This is a genomic window from Stenotrophomonas sp. IS26, assembly GCF_054188265.1.
Genome location: NZ_JBSZJV010000001.1, coordinates 1 through 23,645 on the forward strand (window position 1 = coordinate 1; position 23,645 = coordinate 23,645).

At 67.7% G+C, this 23,645-nt stretch carries 17 protein-coding genes; 11 read left to right on the forward strand and 6 right to left on the reverse strand.

Annotation, left to right across the window (positions count from 1 at the left end; genetic code table 11):
• Positions 1-1,109: D-2-hydroxyacid dehydrogenase family protein (locus ACW6W5_RS00005; protein ID WP_458233612.1), on the forward strand; the 1,109-nt coding region annotated here is incomplete at its 5' end.
• 6 nt (positions 1,110-1,115) lie between these two features.
• On the opposite strand, the gene ACW6W5_RS00010 is transcribed toward ACW6W5_RS00005, so the two are convergent.
• From ACW6W5_RS00010 to hemH, 3 genes are all read right to left on the reverse strand, one after another.
• Positions 1,116-2,852, reverse strand: a complete 1,737-nt coding sequence (locus tag ACW6W5_RS00010; protein ID WP_152152021.1) for a methyl-accepting chemotaxis protein — start codon at positions 2,850-2,852, stop codon at positions 1,116-1,118.
• A gap of 364 nt (positions 2,853-3,216) precedes the next feature.
• Positions 3,217-4,065 (reverse strand): alpha/beta fold hydrolase, encoded by an 849-nt coding sequence (locus ACW6W5_RS00015; protein ID WP_152152023.1) that lies wholly within the window; start codon positions 4,063-4,065, stop codon positions 3,217-3,219.
• Positions 4,062-5,024: a ferrochelatase gene (gene hemH / locus ACW6W5_RS00020; protein ID WP_152152025.1), complete on the reverse strand. Its 963-nt coding sequence runs from the start codon at positions 5,022-5,024 to the stop codon at positions 4,062-4,064. Before hemH ends, ACW6W5_RS00015 begins: the two co-directional genes overlap by 4 nt.
• A 187-nt stretch (positions 5,025-5,211) precedes the next feature.
• On the opposite strand from hemH, the gene ACW6W5_RS00025 reads away from it, so the two are divergent.
• The 4 genes from ACW6W5_RS00025 (at position 5,212) to tatC (ending at position 7,719) form a co-directional block, all read left to right on the forward strand.
• A complete protein-coding gene (locus tag ACW6W5_RS00025) occupies positions 5,212-6,108 on the forward strand; it encodes a lipid-binding SYLF domain-containing protein (protein ID WP_152152027.1) in 897 nt (298 codons plus the stop codon).
• Positions 6,109-6,181: 73 nt separating this feature from the next.
• Positions 6,182-6,409 (forward strand): Sec-independent protein translocase subunit TatA, encoded by a 228-nt coding sequence (tatA, locus tag ACW6W5_RS00030; RefSeq protein WP_019185586.1) that lies wholly within the window; start codon positions 6,182-6,184, stop codon positions 6,407-6,409.
• Positions 6,410-6,424: 15 nt separating this feature from the next.
• Positions 6,425-6,973 carry a Sec-independent protein translocase protein TatB gene (gene tatB / locus ACW6W5_RS00035; protein WP_121041008.1) on the forward strand — a complete coding sequence of 183 codons (549 nt, stop codon included), beginning with the start codon at positions 6,425-6,427 and terminating at the stop codon, positions 6,971-6,973.
• Entirely contained in the window at positions 6,970-7,719 is a 750-nt protein-coding gene (gene tatC, locus ACW6W5_RS00040; protein WP_102788725.1) for a twin-arginine translocase subunit TatC, read from the forward strand. Before tatB ends, tatC begins: the two co-directional genes overlap by 4 nt.
• A 43-nt stretch (positions 7,720-7,762) precedes the next feature.
• Here tatC and ACW6W5_RS00045 read toward each other — a convergent pair whose 3' ends face one another.
• The 3 genes from ACW6W5_RS00045 to ACW6W5_RS00055 all read right to left on the reverse strand — a co-directional run bounded on the left by ACW6W5_RS00045 (position 7,763) and on the right by ACW6W5_RS00055 (position 11,329).
• Positions 7,763-8,662 (reverse strand): BPSS1780 family membrane protein, encoded by a 900-nt coding sequence (locus tag ACW6W5_RS00045; RefSeq protein ID WP_152152029.1) that lies wholly within the window; start codon positions 8,660-8,662, stop codon positions 7,763-7,765.
• Between the two features lie 137 nt (positions 8,663-8,799).
• Complete coding sequence (locus ACW6W5_RS00050) at positions 8,800-9,519, reverse strand: glutamine amidotransferase (protein WP_121041006.1); 720 nt, start codon at positions 9,517-9,519, stop codon at positions 8,800-8,802.
• Positions 9,491-11,329, reverse strand: coding sequence for a GspE/PulE family protein (locus tag ACW6W5_RS00055; RefSeq protein ID WP_152152031.1), 1,839 nt, complete (start codon positions 11,327-11,329; stop codon positions 9,491-9,493). Before ACW6W5_RS00055 ends, ACW6W5_RS00050 begins: the two co-directional genes overlap by 29 nt.
• A gap of 81 nt (positions 11,330-11,410) precedes the next feature.
• On the opposite strand from ACW6W5_RS00055, the gene glyQ reads away from it, so the two are divergent.
• The 6 genes from glyQ (at position 11,411) to ACW6W5_RS00085 (ending at position 23,464) form a co-directional block, all read left to right on the forward strand.
• On the forward strand, positions 11,411-12,322 hold the full coding sequence (gene glyQ, locus ACW6W5_RS00060; RefSeq protein WP_152152032.1) for a glycine--tRNA ligase subunit alpha: 912 nt from the start codon (positions 11,411-11,413) through the stop codon (positions 12,320-12,322).
• Entirely contained in the window at positions 12,319-14,415 is a 2,097-nt protein-coding gene (glyS, locus tag ACW6W5_RS00065; RefSeq protein ID WP_152152035.1) for a glycine--tRNA ligase subunit beta, read from the forward strand. The genes glyQ and glyS overlap by 4 nt, the downstream gene beginning before the upstream one ends.
• A gap of 254 nt (positions 14,416-14,669) precedes the next feature.
• On the forward strand, positions 14,670-16,475 hold the full coding sequence (locus ACW6W5_RS00070) for an autotransporter assembly complex protein TamA (protein WP_152152037.1): 1,806 nt from the start codon (positions 14,670-14,672) through the stop codon (positions 16,473-16,475).
• Positions 16,472-20,317 (forward strand): translocation/assembly module TamB domain-containing protein, encoded by a 3,846-nt coding sequence (locus ACW6W5_RS00075; protein ID WP_152152039.1) that lies wholly within the window; start codon positions 16,472-16,474, stop codon positions 20,315-20,317. The genes ACW6W5_RS00070 and ACW6W5_RS00075 overlap by 4 nt, the downstream gene beginning before the upstream one ends.
• A gap of 99 nt (positions 20,318-20,416) precedes the next feature.
• Complete coding sequence (locus ACW6W5_RS00080; protein WP_152152041.1) at positions 20,417-22,564, forward strand: S46 family peptidase; 2,148 nt, start codon at positions 20,417-20,419, stop codon at positions 22,562-22,564.
• A gap of 150 nt (positions 22,565-22,714) precedes the next feature.
• Positions 22,715-23,464 (forward strand): response regulator transcription factor, encoded by a 750-nt coding sequence (locus ACW6W5_RS00085; protein WP_121040994.1) that lies wholly within the window; start codon positions 22,715-22,717, stop codon positions 23,462-23,464.
• The last annotated feature ends 181 nt before the right edge of the window (positions 23,465-23,645 follow it).

Genomic DNA, 23,645 nt, shown 5'->3' on the forward strand with positions numbered 1-23,645 from the left:
TTTTTGTCTGCGATTCCGTGCCTGCCTGGGGGCAGCTTGGCCACAGCGCCTGCCCACAACGCGGGCACGGCACGCCGGCAGCGGTCGTACCTGTCTGTAGAGCGCGCCGCCGCGCGGGCGTATCGTCATGGCTGCTGATGAAGGACGCCCCCATGCCGCTGAACTGCGTGATTCTCGACGACTACCAAAGCGTGGCGACATCGTCCGCCGATTGGCACCGGCTCGGCGATGCGGTGCAGATACGTACGCTGACGGCATCCCACACGGGCGATGCGCTGGCGGCCGCACTGCAGGACGCCGACATACTGGTGGTGATGCGTGAGCGCACGCCGATCACCGCCGAGCTGCTGGCCAAGCTCCCATGCCTGCGTCTGCTGGTTACCAGCGGCATGCGCAACGCCGCAATCGACGTCGCCGCCGCGAAGGCGCGGGGCGTGGTCGTGTGCGGAACCGACAGCCATCCCGAACCGGCCGTGGAACTGACCTGGGCGCTGATCCTGGGGGTGATGCGGCACCTGGTGCCTGAGGCCAACGCGTCGCGCAGCGACGGGCCGTGGCAGCAGACGCTCGGCCGGGACCTGCATGGTGCCCGGCTGGGGCTGCTGGGATTGGGCAAGATCGGGCAGCGCGTGGCGCGGATCGGCCAGGCATTCGGGATGCAGGTCAGTGCGTGGAGTCCGAACCTGGATGCCGCCCGTGCGCAGGCCGCGGGCGTGCACTTGGCGGCGTCCAAGCAGGCATTGTTCGCTGACAGTGATGTGGTCTCGCTGCACCTGGTGCTGGGTGAGCGCACGCGGGGCATCGTTGATGCGGCCACGCTGGCCTGCCTGCCGGCACACGGCTACCTGATCAACACCGCACGTGCCGGCCTGATCGATCAACACGCGCTGATCGAGGCACTGGCGCAGAAACGCTTCGCTGGCGCCGGGCTGGATGTCTTCGACATCGAGCCCCTCCCGGTCGGGCACCCGTTCCGCACGCTGCCCAACGTACTGGCGACGCCGCACCTGGGTTATGTCACCGCGCGCAATTACCGGGATTATTTCGGCCAGGCGGTCGAGAATATCGCCGCCTGGCTGCAGGGCGCGCCGAGACGCGTGCTGGACTGACGCCGATCAGGCCACCGCGGCGGGGCGGTACGCCTGTTCCTGATGACGGAACACGGCGACTGCCTGGGTCAGGTCGGCAGCCTGCGCTTCCAACAGCCGTGCGGCTGCACTCGCCTCTTCGACCAACGCCGCATTCTGCTGGGTGGCATCGTCCATCTGCGCCACCGTCCGGTTGACCTGATCGATGCCGGCAGCCTGCTCCTGCGAGGCCGAAGAGATCTCGGCCATGATGCCGCTGACACCGGCCACGCTGCTCACGATCTCGCCCATGGTCTGCCCGGCGTCCTGGACCAGGCGCGCGCCGTCGGTGACCTGCACTACAGAGGCATCGATCAGCCCCTTGATCTCCTTGGCTGCCTCGGCCGACCGTTGTGCCAGGCTCCGTACCTCGCTGGCAACCACCGCGAAGCCGCGGCCCTGCTCGCCTGCGCGTGCTGCTTCCACGGCGGCGTTGAGGGCAAGAATATTGGTCTGGAAGGCGATCCCGTCGATCACCCGCGTGATGTCGCCGATGCGGTGAGAGGCGGTCTGGATGGCGTCCATGGTGGTCACGACCTCGCTCACCACCTGGCTGCCGCGGGTGGCGACATCATGCGCGCCGTGCGCCAACGCACTGGCCTGGCGCGCGTGTTCGGCGTTCTGGCGCACGGTGGAGGTCAGCTCCTCCATCGAGGCGGCGGTTTCCTCCAGATGGGCAGCCTGGCGTTCGGTACGCTCGGACAGATCATCGTTGCCACTGGCGATCTCACTGGCGGCCAGCGAAATCGAGCCGGTGCACTGCTTGATCCGTTCGACCATCGCGGTCAGTTGCTCCGCCGTCGCATTGGCATCGCGCTGCATGGCCTGGAACGACCCGTGGAAATCGCCCCGCATGCGCTGGTCCAGATCGCCATCGGCCAGCGCCGAGAGCACCCGGCGGATCTCACCGACCGTGCCACCCACGCTGTCCAGCAGCTGGTTAATGCCGCCGGTCAGGCCGTTGAGGAAGCTCGCGCCTCCGTCCGTGGCCTGCAGCCGGCGATCAAGATCGCCCTTGCTGGCCGCCTCGACGATATCGGCCACGGCGTGTTCCAGCAGCAGTTCGTGGGTACGGTCATGCCATTCCACCGCGAAGCCCTGGCGCTGGCCCTTCGCATCGAATACCGGCGTGACAACCTGGGCGAAATGCACCGGGCCGATCCGCACACGCCCGTGATGGGTGGCCATCAACGTATTGAGGATGGCGCGGATGCGGTCCGGATTCGCATGGAAACGGTGAATGCTGCTGCCGACCAGGCGCTCGGCATCGAAGTCGGGGAAGGCCTCACGCAGGCTGGCCTGCTGGTTGCGCAGCAGGGTCACCACCGACTGGTTCACGTAGCGGATCACGTGGTCGTTGTCGGCGATCATCATTGCGGTGCGGGAGACATCCAGCGCCTGCCGGACCTGGGCGTCGTGCGTGTGTTCGACGCGATCACGCGCCTGCGCGCGTGCTGCCTCCGCGGCCAGCGAGAGCGCCCGCGTCTGTGCCTGCCGCAGTGCATTGCCCTGCTGCCGCATACGCAGCGCGAGCAGGCCCAACAGTGCGGCTGCGATCGCGACGGGAACCAGCGCCCAGGGTTGCCGCTGCCCGATCGCAGCGATCACGGCGGCGGCGAGCAGTACCCCTGCGGTGACCAGACAGGCCGCGTCAGCGGACGGCCCGGACATGCGCGTGGGCAGCAGATCGGGCGGGCGGGAGGAGGCATCGGGAATGGCGGTCATGGCGGCTCCAGAATCATCAGAAAGCGGAAAGCCCGCGGCGTGATCGCGCGCAGGCGGATGCCACACCCGTCACCGGCGAAGCGGTGGGTGCGGCAGCGGAAAGAAGCAGGGAGGCGCGCAGAGAGCACGCAGCGGAAAACGCCGCGTCGGCGGTGGCAATCACCGCCGGCATGGCCCGGTCCTGTGGGCGATGGCACGGCCAATCCGGCATTGCGACGACGTTCCCTGGAAGCCTGGGTGATGCGCGGCTTCGCAACGGCGGAGCAAGCGACGACAGTGCGGCCAATGAAGATCGGCCTGCATCATCGGTATCGGTCGCTGCCGGGATAAGTTGAGTGCGACCGTGTGTCGCACCGTGCAGGGCTTACCCGGCGAGGAAGCCCTGGATCACCTCGGCCACCACCTGGGGATGCTCCATGTGCAGATGATGCGTGCCCGGGAACACGGCCAAGCGGCCTTCGCGCAGCAGCGAGATGCGCTGGCTGCGCAACGGCTCCGGGTAATACGACTGCGCTGGCGTGGCGTAGATCACCTGGGTCGGGCATTCGATCGCGGTGAGCAGGTCGTCGATCTGTGCTTCGCTCAGGCGCATCGCGGTGGGCAGCATCAGGCGCTGATCGCTGCACCAGCTGAAACCCCCTTCAACAGGCTTGACGCCGCGCTCGACCAGCAGGCGCGCACACCGCTCGCTGAGCTGGTTGGCCATCATGCGGGCGCGGATCGGCGCGGCCAGATCAGGGAACACGCGCAGTTTGCGGGTGGGCAGCGCCCGCGCGGCACGCACATGCTCACGCAGGCGCTGTGCGGTTTCATTCTCCGGGCCCCGCAGGCCGCCGAGGGCCTCGATCGCGATCAGGCGCTCGACGCGTTCGGGGGCGGCCGCCGCGGTAAGGCTGGCAATGCCGGCGCCCATCGAGTGGCCGAGCAGCACGAAGCGGTCCCAGCCCAGCGCATCGGCGACGTCGAGCACGTGGCAGATCGCACCGGGCGTGTTGTATTGCGTGCCGGGCGGCAGGTGCGCGCTGTGGCCGTGGCCGGGCAGATCGATCGCCACCAGCGCCAGCGCCGGCAGCTGCGCCGCCAACGGTACGAAGCTGGCGGCGTTGTCGAGCCAGCCATGCAGCGCCAGAACACGCGTGCCGCCGGTCTCAGCCGACCGCAGGCCGGCCACGGTGCTGCCGGCAACCGGCAGCGAGAACGGCTGCAGCGTCATGCCAGCGCCGCGATGCTCAGCCGCGACAGCGCCAGTGCATGCGCCTGCGCGTCGTTGAGGCAGGGGATGTAGCGCATTGTCGCGCCGCGCTCGGCAACGGTCTCGGTAAAGCCCATCGCCACCTCTTCCAGGGTTTCCAGGCAGTCGGTGGCAAAGCCGGGGCAGACCACGTCCATGCTGCGTACGCCCTTCTCGGCCATCGCCCACAGGGTGGGTTCGGCATAGGGCTGCAGCCATTTCTCACGGCCGAAACGCGATTGGTAGGTCAGCTGCCAGGCATCGTCGGCCAGCTCCAGCGCTTGGGCGATCGCGTGGGCGCTGGCTTCGCAGCGCTGCGGATACGGATCGCCGGCGTCGGCCAGGCGCTGCGGAATACCGTGGAAGGAGAACACCAGCTTCTCGCCACGGCCGTGCTGTTCCCACCACTGGCGGATGCTGCCGGCGACGGCGGCGACCCAGTCCGGATCGACCGCGTAATCGCGCACCAGGGTCACGGTGACGCCGGGATGTTTCGGCTGCCACTCGCGCACCTGGTCCTCGATCGAGGCGGTGGTGGTGGTCGAATACTGCGGATACAACGGCAGTACCACGATCCGTTTCATGCCTTCGGCGGCCAGCCGGTCCAGCTCGGCCGGCAGCGCCGGGGCGCCATAGCGCATCGCATGGCGCACCCGCAGGTCGGGCATCAGGCCCTGCATGGCCTCGGCCAGCCGGCGCGTGTAGACCATCAGCGGGGAGCCCTCCGGCAGCCAGACCTGGGCGTACTTGGCGGCCGAGCGACCACTGCGCAATGGCAGGATCAGCCCGAACAGCAAGGGTTTCCAGAACAGCGGCGGAATCGCGACCACGCGCGGGTCGCTGAGGAACTCAGCCAGGTAGCGACGCACCGCCGGGGCGGTTGACGTCTCGGGCGTGCCTAGATTGACCGCCAGCACGGCGGTGTCGGGTGCGTCGAGCATGCCGCCATTCTCGCAGGTCTGCGCGATTGGCGGGATGGATTTGGATGATGAACGCGATCTGGCAGGCATATCGATAGCCCGGAATACTCATTGCCGATTCATCGCCGGCCTTCTAACGTCGAGAAGCGTATCGACCCCGGTCGTACCTGCCGCTATCTTGTATGAATCGACTTTCTGGAGCCCACCCATGCGCCGCCTCAGCCTTGTTCTGCTGATCTCCGCCAGCCTGCTGTCGACCCAGGCCATGGCCGGGCCACAGGAGGACCAGCGCGCCCGCAATGCCGTGCGCGTCCTGAATGAAATCCAGGACATCCCCGAGCAGGGGATTCCCGACAAGCTGCTCGACGAAGGTCGCGCGGTCATTGTCATTCCCGACACGATCAAGGCCGGTCTGGTGATCGGCGGCCGTCGCGGCCACGGCTTGATGTCCGTCAAGACGCCGGATGGCAGCTGGTCCAACCCGGTGTTCGTCAAGCTCACCGGCGGCAGCATCGGCTTCCAGGCCGGTGTGCAGTCTTCCGATGTCGTGCTGGTATTCCGCAACGATCGCAGCCTGGACAATCTCGTCAACGGCAAGTTCACCCTGGGCGCCGATGCCGGCGTCGCCGCCGGTCCGGTTGGCCGCAACGCTGCCGCCGCCACCGATGGCCAGCTGAAGGCCGAAATCTGGTCCTGGTCGCGTGCCCGCGGGCTGTTCGCCGGTGTGGCACTGGATGGCGCCGTGCTGCAGATCGACGATGCCGCCAACCTGGATGCCTACGGCAGCAACACCACGCCGCGCATGGTCTTTGAAGGCCGTGTCGGCGAGCCGCCGTCGGTGGACGTGGTCGCCTTCCGTGATCGCCTGGAGGAAGCCACCTATACCGCCCGCGAGAAGCGCGGCACCGCGGGCACTGCCCCGGCGCCGGCCGCTGCGCCGCGCGCCGCTGCCGTGCCGGTTCGACCTGAACAGGCACCGGCCCCGGCCGCCGCTGGCGCGACCACCGCCCCGTTGCAGTCCGTGCCGGCGCAACCGGCCCCGCAGCAGGGCTTCCAGCCGGTCGGCGACGGTGAAGTCCGTACCGAATCGCTGGACGGCAACTGACTTTTGTCACGCGCGCCGGCTTACCGCCGGTGCGCTATGCTCAACCGTCTGATCACTACGTAACGAGCGAGTCATGGGCAGTTTCAGCATCTGGCATTGGTTGGTCGTGCTGGTCATCGTTCTGCTGGTGTTCGGCACCAAGAAACTGACCAGCGGCGCCAAGGACCTTGGCAGCGCCGTCAAGGAATTCAAGAAGGGCATGCGCGACGAGGACAAGCCGAACGCGCAGCTCAGCGACAGTTCGCGTCCGCAGGACTCGACGACGACGTCGCAGACCGAGCACGACCGCGACCCGCGCTGATCCGGGCGGCTTGGCGTGTTCGATATCGGTTTCAGTGAACTGCTGGTCATCGCGGTGGTGGCCCTAGTGGTGCTTGGCCCGGAGCGGTTGCCCAAGGCAGCCCGCTTCGCCGGGCTGTGGGTGCGCCGTGCCCGCAACCAGTGGGATTCGGTGAAGCAGGAACTCGAGCGTGAACTGCACGCCGAAGAGATCAAGCGGCAGTTCGATGATGTGAAAACCTCGATGCGCGATACCGAGTCGCAGCTGCGCGCCAGTGGCGAAGCGGTGCGCCGCGAAGCCGAGCAGATGCGCCAGGACGTGGCGCGGCACGGCGATGACGTCGCCGCGGCTGCCGAGGACGAGCCGGTGATGACCGGCCCCGCACCGGGTTCCCCGGCCAGCGTGGCCCAGCATGTGGTGGCCACCGAGGGGGCCGAGCCGCCGCGCGATGCGATGGCGCCGCCGGGCATTGATGGCAGCGCACCGCGTGCGGACGTCCCGGCGGCTCTGCCGCCGTCGACTGACACCGCGCCGCCTACGCCTGCGCCTGTGCCCACGCCGCCGAACCACGAGGCACCGCGATGAGCGAGCATGAAAGTAACGAGAGTTCGCTGGTCGAACACCTGATCGAGCTGCGTGCACGCCTGGTGCGCGCGTTGATCGGCCTGGGCGTGGTGTTGCTGGGCCTGATGCCGTTCTCGCGGCAGATCTACACGATGATCGCCGAACCGCTGATCTCGCAGCTGCCGAACGGGCAGACGATGATCGCGACCAATCCGGCCGGCGCGTTCTTCGCGCCGTTGAAACTGACGTTCTTCGTGGCGGTGTTCATCGCCGTGCCGTGGCTGCTGTTCCAGCTGTGGTCGTTCGTGGCGCCGGGTCTGTATGCCCGCGAAAAACGCCTGGCGGTGCCCTTGCTGGCCTCGTCGGTGCTGCTGTTCTATCTGGGCTGCGCGTTCGCGTATTTCCTGGTGTTGCCGGCGGTGTTCCACTTCCTCACCACGTTCCGCCCGGAGGTGATTGCGATCACCCCCGATGCGACGGCGTACCTGGATTTCGTGCTGGCGATCTTCTTCGCCTTCGGCACCAGTTTCGAGTTGCCGGTGGCGATGGTGATCCTGGTGCTGCTCGGCTGGATCACGCCGCAGCAGTTCAAGGAAGGTCGCGGCTATGCGATCGTGGGCATCTTCGTGCTGGCCGCGGTACTGACGCCGCCCGACGTGGTTTCGCAGCTGATGCTGGCCATCCCGATGTGCCTGCTCTACGAGCTGGGCATCCACGCCGCGCGCTGGCTGGTGCCACGCCCGGGCGGGAAAGAGCAGCCGGAGTAAGGCACAAACAAAAACCCCGGCCAAGGCCGGGGTTTTGTCTGGATCAGGCCGCGAACACGTTGTTCGGGCCCGGCATCGGCGGCGGGGTCTGCGGCCCCTGCTGGCCGAACATCTGCTTCCACGCGGTGTAGATGGCACCGGCGAAGACCGGCATCACCACGCCCATCAGCAGCAGCTGCGCCACGAACAGCGCGAGCATCGTGCCGCCGATCAACTGCGCGATCAGCGCCACCAGCATGACGCCGAAGTAGATCGCAAACACCGCAACGAAGGCGAGCAGGAAGAACACCAGCATCGCCAGCACGTTGTGCAGGCAGGCGCGCAGGCTCAGGCGCATCGCCTGCAGGCCGTTGCGGTGCTCGAACATCACCTGCGGCGGCAGGGTGAACAGCGCCAGCGCCATGGCCAGGAAGGTGACCACCACCAGTGCCAGCCAGAGCAGGATGCGCATCGCCGGCAGGCTCGCCATCAATTCTTCGATCTGCGCCGGGTCCGGCTGCGCGCCGGACTGGCTGATCGCGTTGAGCTGCACCATCACCTCGCTCAGGTGCTGCAGGCCACTGCTGCCGATCAGCACCAGCAACAACACGCCCAGGAACAGGCCGGCCACCAGCTGCGGCAGCAGCGAGGCGAGCAGGTTCAAGGCGCGGCCTTCCTGCAGGCCCTGCAGCAGGTGCGACGGCTGCGCGACACGACCTTGGTCGACTTCGCGCACGGCCCAGACCAGGCCGCCGAAGAACAGCGGGCCGGCCAGTGCCATCAACAGCTGCGCCAGCGTGCTCAGCGCCGGGCTCACCATCGCCAGCGACATCACCAGCAACGCGGCCACGGCCCAGATCACGCCGAGCAGGCCCAGCGCCAGCGGCGCCTTGCGCAGCAGGGTGAAACCCGACACCAGCCATTCCGCGCCGGCGGAGGCCGGCAGCTTGCGAATCTCGCTCATAACATTCCGGGACAGGGGAGAAGGCGCGAACGCCCGATTGCGGTCGATTATCCCTGTTTTCCCGGCGCGTGACCTGAAGGCCGCCCGGCGCGGCGCGGACGCTGCGTTGCGCCCGGATGACGTCCCCCGCGCGGGGCTCAGGCGTTGCGTGCCTGGCGGACGAAACGGCGCAGCAGCTGGCGGGCCAGCGGCGCGGCGCTGACGTCGCGGGCGACACTGCGCGCGCAACCACCGTGCTGGCGGATGCACTCGGCGCGGGCGCGGACGTAGCCGCGCATGTGGTGGGTGGCGAACTCCGGATGGAACTGCACGCCCCAGGCGTGTGCGCCCCAGCGGAAGGCGTGGCAGTTGTCCTGCGCCGAGCGTGCCAGGATCGCCGCGCCCTCGGGCGCGCGAAGCACCGTCTGCAGGTGGGTGGCGTGGGCCGGGAAGCGGGCCGGCAGGCCGCCGAACAGCGGATCGTCGACTGCGGAAGGATCCAGCGCCAGCTCGATCGTGCCGGACTCGCGCCCGGCCGGGTTGTAGGCGACTTCGCCGCCCAGCGCGTGGGCGAGCAGCTGGTGGCCGTAGCAGATACCGAACACCGGGCGGTCGTCGTGGGCGGCTTCGCGCAGCCACTGTGCGCTGCGTTCACTCCACTCGGCGCGGTCGGTGACGTAGGCGGCCGAACCGCTGACGATCACGCCGGCAAAATCGCGGTGGCTGGGCAGGGTGCCGCCATGTTCGACATCGACCACCACGGTCTCGTCGGCATCCAGCCCGGCCGCGACCCGGATCCAGTGCGAAAACCGCCCGTAGCGGCGCAGCGAGGCGACGGGTTGGCCGGTTTCAAGAATCAGGAACGGGGCGGAATTCATCCGGGGGAGGCAGGACCGAGAGGACTTCCTCGATTGTAGTCAGCCCTGCCGCTACCTTTTCAAGCCCCGCGCGGCGCAGGGTTCGTACCCCTTCAGCACGTGCGGCACGGTTGAAGGCGGCCAGATCCATGTCCGCGCGGATGTGCCGGCGCAGGCTGGAACCCAATGGCAGCAACTCATACAGGCCCACGCGACCGAGGAAACCGGTGCGCCGGCAGTCGATGCAGCCGACCGGTGCATATGGCGTGGGCGCCTCAGGTAATGCCGCATCGGCATCAGTCAGCACCGCCCATTGCTCGGCCGAGAGCGCCGTGGGCACTTTGCAGTGGGTGCACAGGGTGCGCACCAGGCGCTGGGCCAGCACCCCGTTGAGGGTGGAGGCGAGCAGGTAATGCGGCACCCCCAGGTCGAGCAGGCGGGTGATCGCCGAGGGCGCATCGTTGGTATGCAGGGTGGACAGCACCAGGTGGCCGGTGAGCGAGGCCTGGACCGCCATCTGCGCGGTTTCCAGGTCGCGGATCTCGCCGATCATGATGATGTCCGGGTCCTGCCGCAGCAGGGTGCGCACGCCGCTGGCGAAATCCAGGTCGATGTTGGTCTGCACCTGCATCTGGTTGAATTCCGGCGCGATCATTTCGATCGGGTCTTCCACCGTGCAGACGTTCACCTCCGGCGTGGCCAGCCGCTTCAGCGTGGAATACAGCGTGGTGGTCTTGCCCGAGCCGGTGGGCCCGGTCACCAGCACGATGCCGTGCGGGCGCTCGACCAGGGCGGTCCAGCCGTCCGCCTCCTGCGGGCTGAAGCCGAGCTGGTCGATGCTCTTGAACGCGGCATCCGGGTCGAAGATGCGCATCACACACTTTTCGCCGAATGCGGTGGGCATGGTCGACAGGCGCATTTCCACTTCGCGCCCGCCTGGCGAACGGGTCTTGATGCGGCCGTCCTGCGGACGCCGGCGCTCGGCCAGGTCCATCCGGCCCAGCACCTTGATCCGGCTGACCACGGCGGTCATCACCGCCGGCGGCACCTCGAACACCTTGTGCAGCACGCCATCGATGCGGAAGCGCATGCGCCCCATGTCGCGGCGCGGCTCCAGATGGATGTCCGAGGCGCGCTGCTCGTAGGCGTACTGCAGCAGCCAATCCACGATGTGCACGATGTGCTGGTCGTCGGCGTTGACGTCGCCAGCGCGGCCCAGTTCCACCAACTGCTCGAAGCTGGGCAGGGTGCTGCTGGTCTCGCCGCGGACATCGCCACGGGCGCCGCGCACCGAGCGCGTCACCCCGTAGAACTCCATGGTGTAGCGGTGCAGGTCGAGCGGGTTGACCATCGCCAGCTCGATCCGGCGGCGGCTCAGGTGCTGCAGGTCGCGCAGCCATTCCTGGGCCAGCGGCTCGCTGGTGGCGACCAGCACGCGCTCGCTGTCCACCGCCAGCGGCAGGAAGCGGTGGCGGCGGGCATAGGCGTGGGACACCAGGGCGGTGACCGCCGAGACGTCGACCCGGGTCGGGTCCACCCGCAGGTAGCGCACACCCGCGCGCTGGGCCAGCCATTCGCTCAGGCGCTCCAGACCGAGCTCACCGCCGCCGTTGGCGCCCAGCTTCAGGTTGGCCAGCAGCACCAGCGGATGGACCTCGCTGGCGTTGCGTGCGCCCGGGGCGGAGAAGCGGATGCGCTCCAGATCGGCGGCGGCGACCAGGCCATCGGCGACCAGGGCGGCGGCGACCTGGTCGAAATCCAGGCGGCCGTGCGGCAGGGAGACGCCCCCCGCAGGGACGCTGGCAGACGCCGCAGGCAGGCGTGGATCCATCCTCCATTTCCCCAGGCACGGAAGGCCCGTGCGGTCGGTCGCTATACTAGCGCACCCCTTCTGCAGGCAAGAATCCGCCGCATGTCCGCGATCCCGAACGTTCCGATCACTTTCCAGGGCCTGATCCAGACCCTCAACCAGTATTGGGCGCAGCAGGGCTGCGTGCTGATCCAGCCGCTGGACCTGGAGGTCGGTGCGGGCACCTTCCACCCGGCCACGTTCCTGCGCTCGATCGGTCCGGAAAGCTGGAATGCCGCGTACGTGCAGCCCTCGCGCCGCCCGACCGACGGCCGCTACGGCGAGAACCCCAACCGCCTGCAGCGCTACTACCAGTACCAGGTGGCGATGAAGCCGAGCCCGGACAACATCCAGCAGCTGTACCTGGATTCGCTCAAGGCGCTGGGCATCGATCCGCTGGTGCATGACCTGCGCTTCGTCGAGGACAACTGGGAATCGCCGACGCTGGGCGCCTGGGGCCTGGGCTGGGAAGTGTGGTTGAACGGGATGGAAGTCACCCAGTTCACCTATTTCCAGCAGGCCGGCGGCCTGGAGTGCAAGCCGGTACTCGGCGAGATCACCTATGGTCTGGAGCGCCTGTGCATGTACCTGCAGAACTGCGACAACGTCTATGACCTGATCTGGACCTACGGTCCGGATGGCACCCCGGTCACCTACGGCGATGTGTACCTGCAGAACGAGATCGAGCAGAGCACCTACAACTTCGAATACGCCGACGTGGACGAAATGTTCCATCGCTTCGATGCCTGCGAAAAAGAAGCGCAGACGCTGGTCGATGTCGGCCTGCCGCTGCCCGCGTATGAGCAGGTCTGCAAGGCCAGCCATGCGTTCAACCTGCTGGATGCGCGCCGCGCGATCAGCGTGACCGAGCGCCAGCGCTACATCCTGCGCGTGCGCGCGCTGGCCCAGGCGGTGGCCAGGCTGTACGAGGCCAAGCGCCTCGAAGCCGTCGCCGCCAAGGAGGTGCAGGAATGAGCACGATGCAGCCGCTGCTGATTGAACTGGGTACCGAAGAACTGCCGGTCAAGGCGCTGCCGGGCCTGGCCCAGGCCTTCTTCGATGGCATCGTCGACGGCCTGAGCAAGCGGGGCGTGGCCATCGAACGAGGCGATGCCAAGCCACTGTCGACGCCGCGCCGCCTGGCGGTGCTGCTGCCCGGCGTGGCGGTGGAACAACCGGAACAGCACAGCGAAGTGCTGGGCCCGTACCTGAACATCGCGCTTGACGCCGAGGGTCAGCCGACCAAGGCGCTGCAGGGTTTCGCGGCCAAGGCCGGGATCGAGTGGACCGCGCTGGAGCGCACCAGCGATGCCAAGGGCGAGCGCTTCGTGCACCGCTCCACCACGCCGGGCGCGCGCACCGCGACGCTGCTGCCGGAGATCCTGCGCGAGGCGATCGCCGCGATGCCGATCCCCAAGCCGATGCGCTGGGGCAGCCACACCTACGGCTTCGCCCGCCCGGTGCATTGGCTGGTGCTGCTGCATGGCCCGGACATCATCGAGGCCGAGGTGCTGGGCCTGAAGGCCGACCGCATGAGCCGCGGCCATCGCTTCATGCATGACAAGACCGTGTGGCTCAGCGCGCCGGAGGACTACGTCGCTTCGCTGCAGGCCGCCTATGTGCTGGTCGATGCCGACGCGCGACGCGCACGCATCGTCGAGCAGGTCAACGCCGCTGCCGCGCAGGCCGGTGGCCAGGCACGCATCACCCCGGACAACCTGGAGCAGGTGGTCAACCTGGTCGAGTGGCCGGCGCCGGTGCTGTGCAGTTTCGAGCGCGAGTTCCTGGCGGTGCCGCAGGAAGCGCTGATCGAGACGATGGAGATCAACCAGAAGTTCTTCCCGGTGCTCGATGCCAGCGGCAAGCTGACCGAGAAGTTCATCGGCATCGCCAACATCGAGTCCAAGGACGTGGCCGAAGTGGCCAAGGGCTACGAGCGCGTGATCCGTCCGCGCTTCTCCGATGCCAAGTTCTTCTTCGATGAAGATCTGAAGCAGGGTCTGGAAGCGATGGGTGATGGCCTGAAGACCGTCACCTACCAGGCCAAGCTGGGCTCGGTGGCCGAGAAGGTGACCCGTGTGGCCGCCCTCGCCGAGGCCATCGCGCCGCAGGTGGGCGTCGAGCCGGTGCTGGCCAAGCGTGCTGCGGTGCTGGCCAAGAACGACCTGCAGTCGCGCATGGTCAATGAATTCCCGGAACTGCAGGGCATTGCCGGCCGGCATTACGCCGTGGCCGGCGGGGAGTCGCCCGAGGTCGCGCTGGCCATCGACGAGGCGTACCAGCCGCGCTTCGGTGGGGATGACATCGCACTGTCGCCGCTGGGCAAGGTGCTGGCCATCGCCGAGCGTCTGGACACGCTGGTCGGTGGCTTCGCCGCGGGCCTGAAGCCGACCGGCAACAAGGATCCGTTCGCGCTGCGCCGCAACGCGCTTGGCCTTGCCCGTACGGTGATCGAAAGCGGGTTCGACCTGGATCTGCGCGCGCTGATCGGTACCGCCATCGCCGGCCTGCCGGCAGGCGTGCAGCCCAGTGCCGAACGCAAGACCGAGGCGCTGCCGCAGGAGCTGTACGACTTCATCATCGACCGCCTGCGCGGCTACTACGCCGACAAGGGCGTGCCGGCCACGCACTTCAACGCGGTCGCCGAGTTGAAGCCGGCCTCGCTGTACGATTTCGACCGCCGCATCGATGCCATCGGCACCTTCGCTGCGCTGCCCGAAGCCGAGGCGCTGGCCGCGGCCAACAAGCGCATCCGCAACATCCTGCGCAAGGCGGAGGGCGAGATCCCGGGGATGATCGACCCGGCGCTGCTGGCCGAGCCGGCCGAAAGCGAACTGGCCGAAGCGGTGGAAGCGGCCATCGATGACAGCAACGCCAGCCTGCACCAGAAGGACTACGTGAGCGTGTTGAACCGGTTGGCGCGCCTGCGCCCGCAGGTGGACGCGTTCTTTGATGCGGTAATGGTCAATGCCGAGGATCCCGCGCTGCGGGCCAATCGACTGGCCCTGCTCAAGCGCCTGGGCGACCGCCTGGGCAGCGTGGCGGCGATCGAACACCTGTCCAACTGACGCTGCGGGGCAGGACGCCCCGAGGCTCACCAGAAGGCGCGACGGCTTCGGCGGTTCGCGCCTTCTGCGTTTTCAGGCGTGGCGCGTGCAGCGCTTCGTTCGCGCTGGGTGCGTCATGGGGCGTCGCGGACGGTTCTGTCCGACACCGTGCTGTCATCGATCAGGGCCGACACGACGCTGACGACTTTCTCGCGGAATTTAACGGCTTCTTCACCGCCGTTCTGAAACGGCCACGCCGATTTCGCATGCTCGCGATGGCCCGTTATGCTGTCGCCATGCAGCCAACGAAATTCGCCCTTCCGCTGATGTTCCTGTCCCTTGCCACCGCCTCGGTGGCACATGCACGGGGGACCATCGAGAAAGTGGACATCAAAGGATTGGACAAGGGCGACGATGCCGAGATGATCGAGAACATCGAGGTCTCGCTGTCCCTGTACGACACCATCGGCAAGCCGCAGGGCGAGTCCCGGCTGGAGTATCTGCTGTCGCAGGCCGAGCGCCAGACCCGTGAGGCGCTGGAGCCGTTCGGGTATTACAACCCGACCATCACCGTGGAAAGCCCGCGCGAAGGCGAGAACCTGCGCGTGGTGATCCAGGTCGAGAAGGGACCGCCGACCCTGGTCCGCCGCGAGCACATCGACATCACCGGCCCGGCCCAGCTGGACCAGTACCTCCAGGAAGACCTGGAGAACTTCAAGCCGCGCAAAGGCCAGCGGTTCGAGCACACCGAGTACGAAGCCAGCAAGATCCGGGTGACCCGGCGCCTGGCCGAGCGCGGGTATTTCGATGCCGACTTCACCCAGCGCCAAGTGCAGATCACCCGCGCCGAGAACGCGGCCGACGTCGATCTGACCTGGGACAGTGGCCGCCGCTACAACATGGGCGAGATCCGCTTCCATCAGGATTACTTCGTCGACAAGCTGTTCGACCCGCTGGTGTACTGGGACGAAGGCAGTTACTTCCACGAAGGCAAACTGGACCGCCTGCGCGAATCGCTGACCAAGCTCGATTACTTCAGCGTGATCGACATCCAGCCGCGCCCGGACCAGGCCGATGACAACGGCGATGTGCCGGTGGACGTCAACCTGACCCGCGCCAAGCGCACGATCTATACCGCCGGCCTGAGCTACGGCAGTGAGAGCGGCGCCGGTGTGCGCGGTGGCCTGGAGCGGCGCTTCCTCAACAGCCTCGGCCACAAGATGAACACCCAGCTCGACTATGCGCAGAAGCGCAAGAGCCTGGTCACCAGCTACCGCATCCCGGGCTTTGCCTGGCTCGACGGCTGGTATGCGTTCACCGCCAGCGCCTATGACGAGCAGACCGATTACATCGACCTGCGCAACTTCAAACTCTCGGCCAGCCGCAGTGGCGAGATCAACGAGAACTGGACCGCGATCGCCTCGATCAACGCCCTGCGTGAGCGCTGGCGGTATGCCTCCGGCACCGAGTTCACCGATGCGGTCTATAACACCTCCACGCTGGTCTACCCGCAGCTGGTGGCCGACTACGTCAACGTGGATGATGAGATGTTCCCGCGCCGCGGCATCAGCGGCAGTGCAACGCTGCGTGGCGGCGTCGAAGGTGCCGGCTCGGACACCAGCTTCGTGCAGGCCAACATGGTGCTGCGCTGGTATGTGCCGATCGGCGACAGCGACCGCCTGATCCTGCGCGGCGAAGGTGGCACCATCTGGACCAGCGATCTGGTCGCGATGCCGCCGAGCCTGCGCTTCTTCGCCGGTGGCGACCGCAGCATCCGCGGCTATGCCTTCCGCGAAGTCGGCCCGCGTACTGCACCACCGGACAAATACGCGCTCGGCGCGAAGAACCTGGTGGTCGGCTCGGCCGAGTATGAGCATTACTTCAAGGGCGGGCCGTGGGGTGCGGCGGTGTTCGTCGACACCGGCAGCGCGTTCGACAACACCATCGACCTGCATACCGGCGTGGGCTTCGGCGTGCGCTGGAAATCGCCGGTGGGCCCGGTGCGCGTGGATATCGCGCATGGCCTGAACAACCCGGATTCGCAGTTCCAGCTGTACCTGAACATCGGAGCGGACCTGTGAGCACGCCGACGCCGTCCGCACCTGCCACGCCGCCGCCGCCGCGCGTGCGTTTCTACCGCAAGCGCCGCTTCTGGGCGTGGTCGGGCTTCACCGTGCTCGGCCTGGTGCTGCTGGCCCTGCTGCTGGTGTACTGGCTGCTGCAGACCGTGGCCGGCCGTGATGTGCTGCTGGCCCAGGTGGTCGCGCGGTTGCCGGTCGGCGCCTCGCTCACCTGGAGCAAGGTGGATGGCCCGGTCGCCGGGCCGCTGGTGCTGCACGACCTGGACTTCCGTTACGACGACATCCATTTCACCGCCGAACGCGCCTACCTGGATCCGGACATCCGGCCGCTGCTGGGGCGCAAGCTGCAGCTCGATGCGCTGCAGATCAAGAACGCCACGCTGAACCTGGCCAAGAGTGATGAACCGTTCGAGCTGCCGTCGTGGCCGGACTCGCTGCCGCAGATTGAAATGCCGCTGGCGATCCAGGCCGACACCATCATCATCGATGGCTTCCGGATCACCCAGGCGCAGCAGCCGCTGATCGACATCGCCAAGGTGCGCGGTGGCGTGGAAATCGCCAATGGCGAATTCCGCGCGACCCAGCTGAAGGTCGACAGCGACATGGGCGATTTCCGCGTGGATGGCCGGTACCTGCCGCGCAGCGATTACGACACCGATATCACCATCGGCGCGCTGATGCCGGCCCCGCGCGGGCGCACCCCGGCGCGGCTGGGCCTGGTCGCACGCGGCGACCTGGGGCATATGGAAGTGGCGATCGCCGGCAATGCACCGGCGCCGCTGCAGGCCAGCCTGGTGTTCGATGGCCGCATCGACCCGGTGTGGAAACTCGCTGCGCGCAGCAAGGAACTGGACCTGGCGCTGCTGGTGCCGGGGATGGACGCGAGCACCAGCACGCCGATGGCGCTGGATGTGCAGGCCGATGGCAAGGGTGGCCAGGCCAATCTGCAGGGCAGCTTCAAGCAGGGCGACATCGCGGTGGAACTGGCGCCCTCCAAGGTGGGTCTGGCCGACCAGGTGCTGACCGTGTCGCCGCTGCAGGTGAAGGGCTTTGGTGGCCAGGCGCGGCTGGAAGGCATCGCCGATTTCACCGACAAGGAAAACGCGAGCCTGCGCTTCTCCATCGTCGCCAACGACCTCACCTTCGTACCCGCCGCCGATACCACCACCCCGGGCGCCGCTGCGCCGGTGCCGGTGACGCTGAAAGAAGCGCGCATGGGCCTGGCCGGCACGCTGAAGGCGTGGGCGGCGGTTGGCCGTGCCTCGGTGGAACGCGAGAAACAGGTCGCCGAGCTGCAGTTCGACGTGCGCGGCAATGACCAGGCCGCCGTGATCAAGCAGCTCCAGGCCAGCACCCCGGGCGGTTCGCTGGATGTCACCGGCCAGGTGGCCTGGGCCCCGCAGCTGGATTGGGACGTGGCCGCCAAACTGGCCGGCTTTGATCCGGGCTACTTCGCACCGGGCTGGGACGGCAAGCTGTCCGGCTCGTTTGCATCGAAGGGCCGCCAGTTGCCGCCGCCGGCCGGCAGTCCGGCCGGTACCGCTGGCAGCTACGAAGCCACCGTCGATGTGCCCGGCATCAAGGGCACGCTGCGCAAGCGTGCGCTGGATGCACAGGGCAAGTTCGCGCTGCGCGGCGAGCAGGGCGAGGGCAACCTCCGGCTGGCGCTGGGCAACAGCCGCCTGACCGCCAAAGGCTCGGTGGGCGACCGCCTGGATATCGATGCGCAGCTGGAGCCGGTGCAGTTGGACGACCTGCTGCCCAACAGCAGCGGCAGCCTGCGCGGCCACGTGCTGATCAAGGGCGCGCGTACCGCACCGGACATCACCGCCGATCTGGTCGGCAGTGGCCTGCGCTGGGACGACTGGAGCGCCGAGGCGATCAGCATCCAGGGGCGCCTGCCGTGGCGGGGCGACAGCGGCACGCTGGCGGTGCAGGGCAGCAAGATCCAGGTCGGCATGCTGCTGGACACGCTCAACGTGAATGCCCGCGGCAGCCTCTCCCATCTGCGCCTGGATGCACAGACGAAAAACGAGCTGGGTACTGTCGCGCTGGAAGGCGGCGTGCGCCAGCAGGGCCAGGCCTGGCGCGGTGATCTGACCGCGCTGCGTATCGCACCGATCAAGGGCGATGCCTGGAGCCTGCGCGCGCCGGCCACCTTCAGCGTGCAGGGCACTACCTTCACCCTGAGCGATGCGTGCCTGGGTGCCGCCACGGGCGGCGCGCTGTGCGCCAGTGCGAACTGGCCCCGCGAAGGCCTGCTGGTGCGCGGCGATGCGCTGCCGCTGGCGCTGGTGCAGCCGTGGCTGCCACCGCAGTCCGGACGCCGCATCTTCCTGCGCGGTGAAGTGAATCTGGATGGGCGCATCCGGCCGCGCGGCAACGCGTGGGAAGGCAGCGCTTCGGTCACCTCGCGCGAAGGCGGGGTACGCCTGGGCGACAACGCGCGTGGCGAGCTGGTGCGCTATGACCAGTTCTCGGTGAACCTGGAGATGACCCCGCAGCAGATCAACGCCAAGCTCGGTGTCGGTTTCCAGGGTGACGGCTTCGTCGATGCCAAGGTGCAGACCGGCTGGGATGCCAACGCGCCGCTGACCGGCGAGCTGTACATGAACATCGCGCGGCTGTACTGGCTGGAACTGTTCTCGCCCGACATCGTGCGCCCGACCGGCCTGATCGAAGGTCACGTCAGTCTGCGCGGCACGCGTGGTACGCCGTCGTTGGGCGGTGAGGCGACGCTGAGCAAGTTCAACGGCGAGTTCCCCGCGCTCGGCCTGACCTTTGCCGAAGGCAAGGGCAGCTTCACCGCGCAGCCGGATGGCTCGGCCAAGATCAGCGCGCAGGCCAACTCCGGCAAAGGCACGCTGTACGTGGATGGCGGGCTGTCGTGGTTCGGCGATGCACAGCCACTGCAGCTGCATATCCACGGCGAAAACGTGCTGCTGGCCAACACCAGCGAGCTGCGCGTGATCGCCAACCCGAACCTGGACTTCACCCTGGCCGGCAGCGCGATGCAGCTGCGCGGGACCGTGCACGTGCCTGAAGCGGATCTGGACCTGGAGCGCCTGGACCGTGGTACCTCGGTCTCCGAAGACGTGGTGGTGCTGGATCCGGTCGATCCGGAAGAGGGCCCCAGCTCGCCGCTGGACATGGACCTGACCGTGAGCCTGGGCGACAAGGTCAAGATGGCCGGGTTCGGCCTGAAGGGGGCGCTGACCGGCAAGATGCAGGTGTGGGCACGCCCCGGGCGTGAGATGACCGCCAACGGCGGGCTGGAAGTCAGTGGGCGCTACAAGGCCTACGGCCAAGACCTGACCATCACCCGCGGCAACTTGAACTGGAACTACAACGCGGTCTCCGATCCGCGCATCAACATCCGTGCCCAGCGCGCCGTCGGCGATGTCACCGCCGGCATCGACGTGACCGGGCGGGCGCAGTCGCCACGTGTGGATGTGTGGTCGGAACCGGCGATGTCGCAGTCCGAAGCACTGGCCTATCTGGTGCTGGGACGCAGCCTCACCGGTGCCAGCAGCGACCAGGCCCAGCAGGTCAACGCGGCCTCGGCGGCGCTGTCGGCCGGCAGCGGCCTGCTCGCCTCGCAGCTGGGCGCCAAGCTCGGCCTGGACGACGCCGGCGTGAGCCAGTCGCGCGCGCTGGGTGGCTCGGTGATCGGCTTCGGCAAGTACATCTCGCCCAAGCTGTACATCGGCTACGGCGTCTCGCTGGTCGGCAGTGGTTCGGTGCTGACGCTGAAGTACCTGCTGCGCCGCGGTTTCGACGTGGAGCTGGAATCTAGCACGGTGGAGAACCGTGGATCGCTGAACTGGCGGCGGGAGAAGTAAGCCACGGCCGACGGTCCAGGCGCCCCTGACCATCGGCCGTTGCCCTGCCGGGCCTCAGTGGCTAAGGTCTCTGGCTGTTCTGACGTACCGGATGTGCCCATGTCTTCACGCAAACCCCTCACCGCCGCGCTGGCGCTTGGCCTGACCCTCGCCGCCGGCGCCCATGCCGACGAAGGCATGTGGATGCCGACCCAGCTGCCGGACCTGGCCAAACCGCTGAAGGCGGCCGGCTTCAAGGGCAACCCGGGCGACCTGGCCAACGTCACCGCGCCGCCGCTGAGTGCGGTCGTGCGTGCCGGTGGCGGCACCGGTTCGTTCGTCTCCGACGACGGCCTGCTGCTGACCAACCACCATGTGGCCATGGGCGTGATCCAGTACAACACCTCGCCCGAGCACAACCTGATCAACGAGGGCTTCATCGCCACCGGCCGCAGCGATGAGCGCGCGGCCAACCCCGATTTCCGCGTGCTGGTCACGGTCGGGTTCGACAAGGTCACCGATGAAGTGCTGCGCGATGCGCGCGGCAAGACCGGGCGAGCGTACTTCGATGCGGTGGACCGCGCCAGCAAGCAGCTGGTGGCTGACTGCGAGAAGGAAGGCAACATCCGCTGCAGCGTGGCGGACATGTACTACGGCACCGATTTCTATCGCATCCGCCAGCTTGAGCTGAGCGATGTGCGCCTGGTCTACGCGCCGCCGCGCGCGATCGGCAATTACGGCGATGAGATCGACAATTTCATGTGGCCGCGCCACACCGGCGATTTCACCCTGCTGCGTGCCTACGTGGGCAAGGACGGCAAGCCCGCGCCGTACAGCGTGGACAACGTGCCGTACCACCCGCCAGCACACCTGAAGATGGCGATCGACGGCCCCAAGACCGGCGATTACGCCATGCTGGCCGGCTATCCGGGCATCACCTACCGCCATCGTACCGCCGCGGAATTCGCCAGCCAGATCGATGCCGTGCTGCCGCGTCGCGTGGCGGTGTTCCAGCAGATGATCGACACCATCGAAGCGGCCAGTGCAAAGGACGCGCAGGCACGCACCCGCTACGCCTCGCAGCTGCAGTCGCTGAAGAACAACCGCAAGCGCGCCGCTGGCGAGCTGGAAGGCCTGCTGCGCAGCGATGCCAAGGCGCAGCGTGCCGCCGATGAGGCAGCGATGCTGCAGGCCACCGACGCGAAGTACCGGGGCGACATCCAGTCGCTGCTGACCTCGCTGTCCGGCGGTGCTTCGGTGGGCGAGCGCGATCTGCTGCTGGATCTGCTCGCGGCGCAGAGCCAGCTGCTGCGCTCGGCGCTGACCCTGGAGCGCCTGCGCATCGAATCGGCCAAGCCCGATGCCGAGCGTGACACGGGCTACCAGCAGCGCGATCTGGCCTTGATCGAGGGCGTGCTCAAGCAGGTCCAGCGCCGCTACGATCCGGCCATCGAAAAAGCCCTGCTGACCACGCTGCTGACCCGCTACCAGCAGTTGCCCGACGCGCAGCGCGTGCCCGCGTTCGACGCGGCCTTCGGCCGCACCCCGGCCGCGCTCGCCAAGACCTTGGACACGCTGTACGCCAACACGCACCTGGGCGAGGAAACCGAGCGCCTGTCGCGCTTTGCCGCGGCGAAAGAGGGCAAGGCGCTCGCACGCGATCCTTTGATCGATCTGGCTGGCCCGCTGGTCGCCGCGCAACTGCGCCTGGATGACGAGCGCAAGACCCGCGAAGGCGAGCAGCTGCGACTGCGCCCGGCGTACATGCAGGCGCTGTTCGCCTGGCGTGCCAAGCAGGGCCGCGCGGTCTACCCGGATGCGAACCGCACGCTGCGCATCAGCTACGGCAAGGTCGAGGCACTGTCGCGGCGTGATGCCGTGCATTTCGACCCGGTGACCACCGTGGCCGGCATCGTCGAGAAAAACACCAACGCCTATCCGTTCGATGCGCCCAAGCCGCTGCTGGACGCGATCGCCAAGGGTGATTTCGGTTCCACCGCCGATCCGGTGCTGAAGACCCAGACGGTCAACTTCCTGACCAACCTGGACACCACCGGTGGCAACTCCGGCTCGCCGGTGCTCAACGCCAAGGGCGAGCTGATCGGCCTGAACTTCGACAGCAACTGGGAGTCGGTCAGCGCCAGCTGGTGGTTCGACCCGCGCTTCAAGCGCGCGGTGCACGTGGACATGCGCTACCTGCGCTGGCTGCTGGCCAAGGTTTACCCGGCGCCGGAGCTGCTGAAGGAAATGGGCGTTCCGGCTGAGTAAAGGACAGGGCCGGTCACGATCCACGGTCGTGACCGGCAACAGCCGTTTCCAAGCGGTGGCATCCGTCGATCGGGGTGCGGCCGCTATCGCATTTGGCTCGTTTCCGGGGGGCAGCTAGACTGCAGGCCGGTGAAGGGAGGCAGCGGTCACGTGACGGCAGACCAGGACAACCGCGGCGGCGCGCAGCTGCCAGCGGCACACAAGGAACTGGACGGTTTGACCGTCTGGGTGGTCGAGGACGACCCGGAACTGCTGGCCCTGATGCTCGATGACCTGCAGTGGCGCGGTGCCGCGGTGCGGGGCCTGGGCAGTGCAGAGGCGCTCTACCGCGCGCTGTTGCATGATCGCTGCGATATCGTCGTGCTCGATGTCGGCCTGCCCGGCGAAGACGGGTATACGGTGGCCAGCCACCTGCGTCAGGCCGCCGATATCGGCATCGTGATGTTGACCGGGCGTGGCAGTCCGCACGACATGGCGCATGGCCTGACCCAGGGGGCCGATGTGTACCTGGTGAAACCGCTGGACCTGGACGTGCTGGCCGCCGGGCTGCTCAGCCTGCGTCGTCGCTTGTCCGCAGGGCGCCCGGCCGTGCAGACCGTCACGGAGGTGCAGCGGGCCTGGCAGCTCTCTGCCGATGGCTGGACGCTGCAGTCGCCCACGCAGCAGACGCTCGCCTTGACCGCCATGGAGCGTGCTGCACTCCAACTGTTGTTCGACGCGGCGGGTGAGCCGATCACCCGCGAGCGGCTGATCGAACGCATCACCGATACCCCTTGGGACTTCGACCCGCATCGGCTGGACGTGCTGGTGCATCGCCTGCGCGCGCGCGTGCGTGCGGCCACCGGCGCGGAACTGCCGATGCGCGCCCTGCGTGGACAGGGTTACCTGCTGACCGCCTGACCCGGCGTTTCCCCGTGTGAGCAAGTGTGAGCCAGCGTGAGCGGGCGGCACTGACTTGCCGATGCTGCACCACCACAATGCGCCCCGCCTGAGCGTGCCAATGACGACAGTCGTGCACGGTCAGGTCGCATCACGTCACGGGAGCGCAGTGCGTTCCCTCTGAAAGCAGCAGAGACCGGAA

Coding starts and splice junctions, on each gene's coding strand:
- ACW6W5_RS00010 (WP_152152021.1), bottom strand. CDS start 2,852: ATGACCGCCATTCCCGATGCCTCCTCCCGCCCGCCCGATCTGCTGCCC.
- ACW6W5_RS00015 (WP_152152023.1), bottom strand. CDS start 4,065: ATGACGCTGCAGCCGTTCTCGCTGCCGGTTGCCGGCAGCACCGTGGCC.
- hemH (WP_152152025.1), bottom strand. CDS start 5,024: ATGCTCGACGCACCCGACACCGCCGTGCTGGCGGTCAATCTAGGCACG.
- ACW6W5_RS00025 (WP_152152027.1), top strand. CDS start 5,212: ATGCGCCGCCTCAGCCTTGTTCTGCTGATCTCCGCCAGCCTGCTGTCG.
- tatA (WP_019185586.1), top strand. CDS start 6,182: ATGGGCAGTTTCAGCATCTGGCATTGGTTGGTCGTGCTGGTCATCGTT.
- tatC (WP_102788725.1), top strand. CDS start 6,970: ATGAGCGAGCATGAAAGTAACGAGAGTTCGCTGGTCGAACACCTGATC.
- ACW6W5_RS00045 (WP_152152029.1), bottom strand. CDS start 8,662: ATGAGCGAGATTCGCAAGCTGCCGGCCTCCGCCGGCGCGGAATGGCTG.
- ACW6W5_RS00050 (WP_121041006.1), bottom strand. CDS start 9,519: ATGAATTCCGCCCCGTTCCTGATTCTTGAAACCGGCCAACCCGTCGCC.
- ACW6W5_RS00055 (WP_152152031.1), bottom strand. CDS start 11,329: ATGGATCCACGCCTGCCTGCGGCGTCTGCCAGCGTCCCTGCGGGGGGC.
- glyQ (WP_152152032.1), top strand. CDS start 11,411: ATGTCCGCGATCCCGAACGTTCCGATCACTTTCCAGGGCCTGATCCAG.
- glyS (WP_152152035.1), top strand. CDS start 12,319: ATGAGCACGATGCAGCCGCTGCTGATTGAACTGGGTACCGAAGAACTG.
- ACW6W5_RS00070 (WP_152152037.1), top strand. CDS start 14,670: ATGGCCCGTTATGCTGTCGCCATGCAGCCAACGAAATTCGCCCTTCCG.
- ACW6W5_RS00080 (WP_152152041.1), top strand. CDS start 20,417: ATGTCTTCACGCAAACCCCTCACCGCCGCGCTGGCGCTTGGCCTGACC.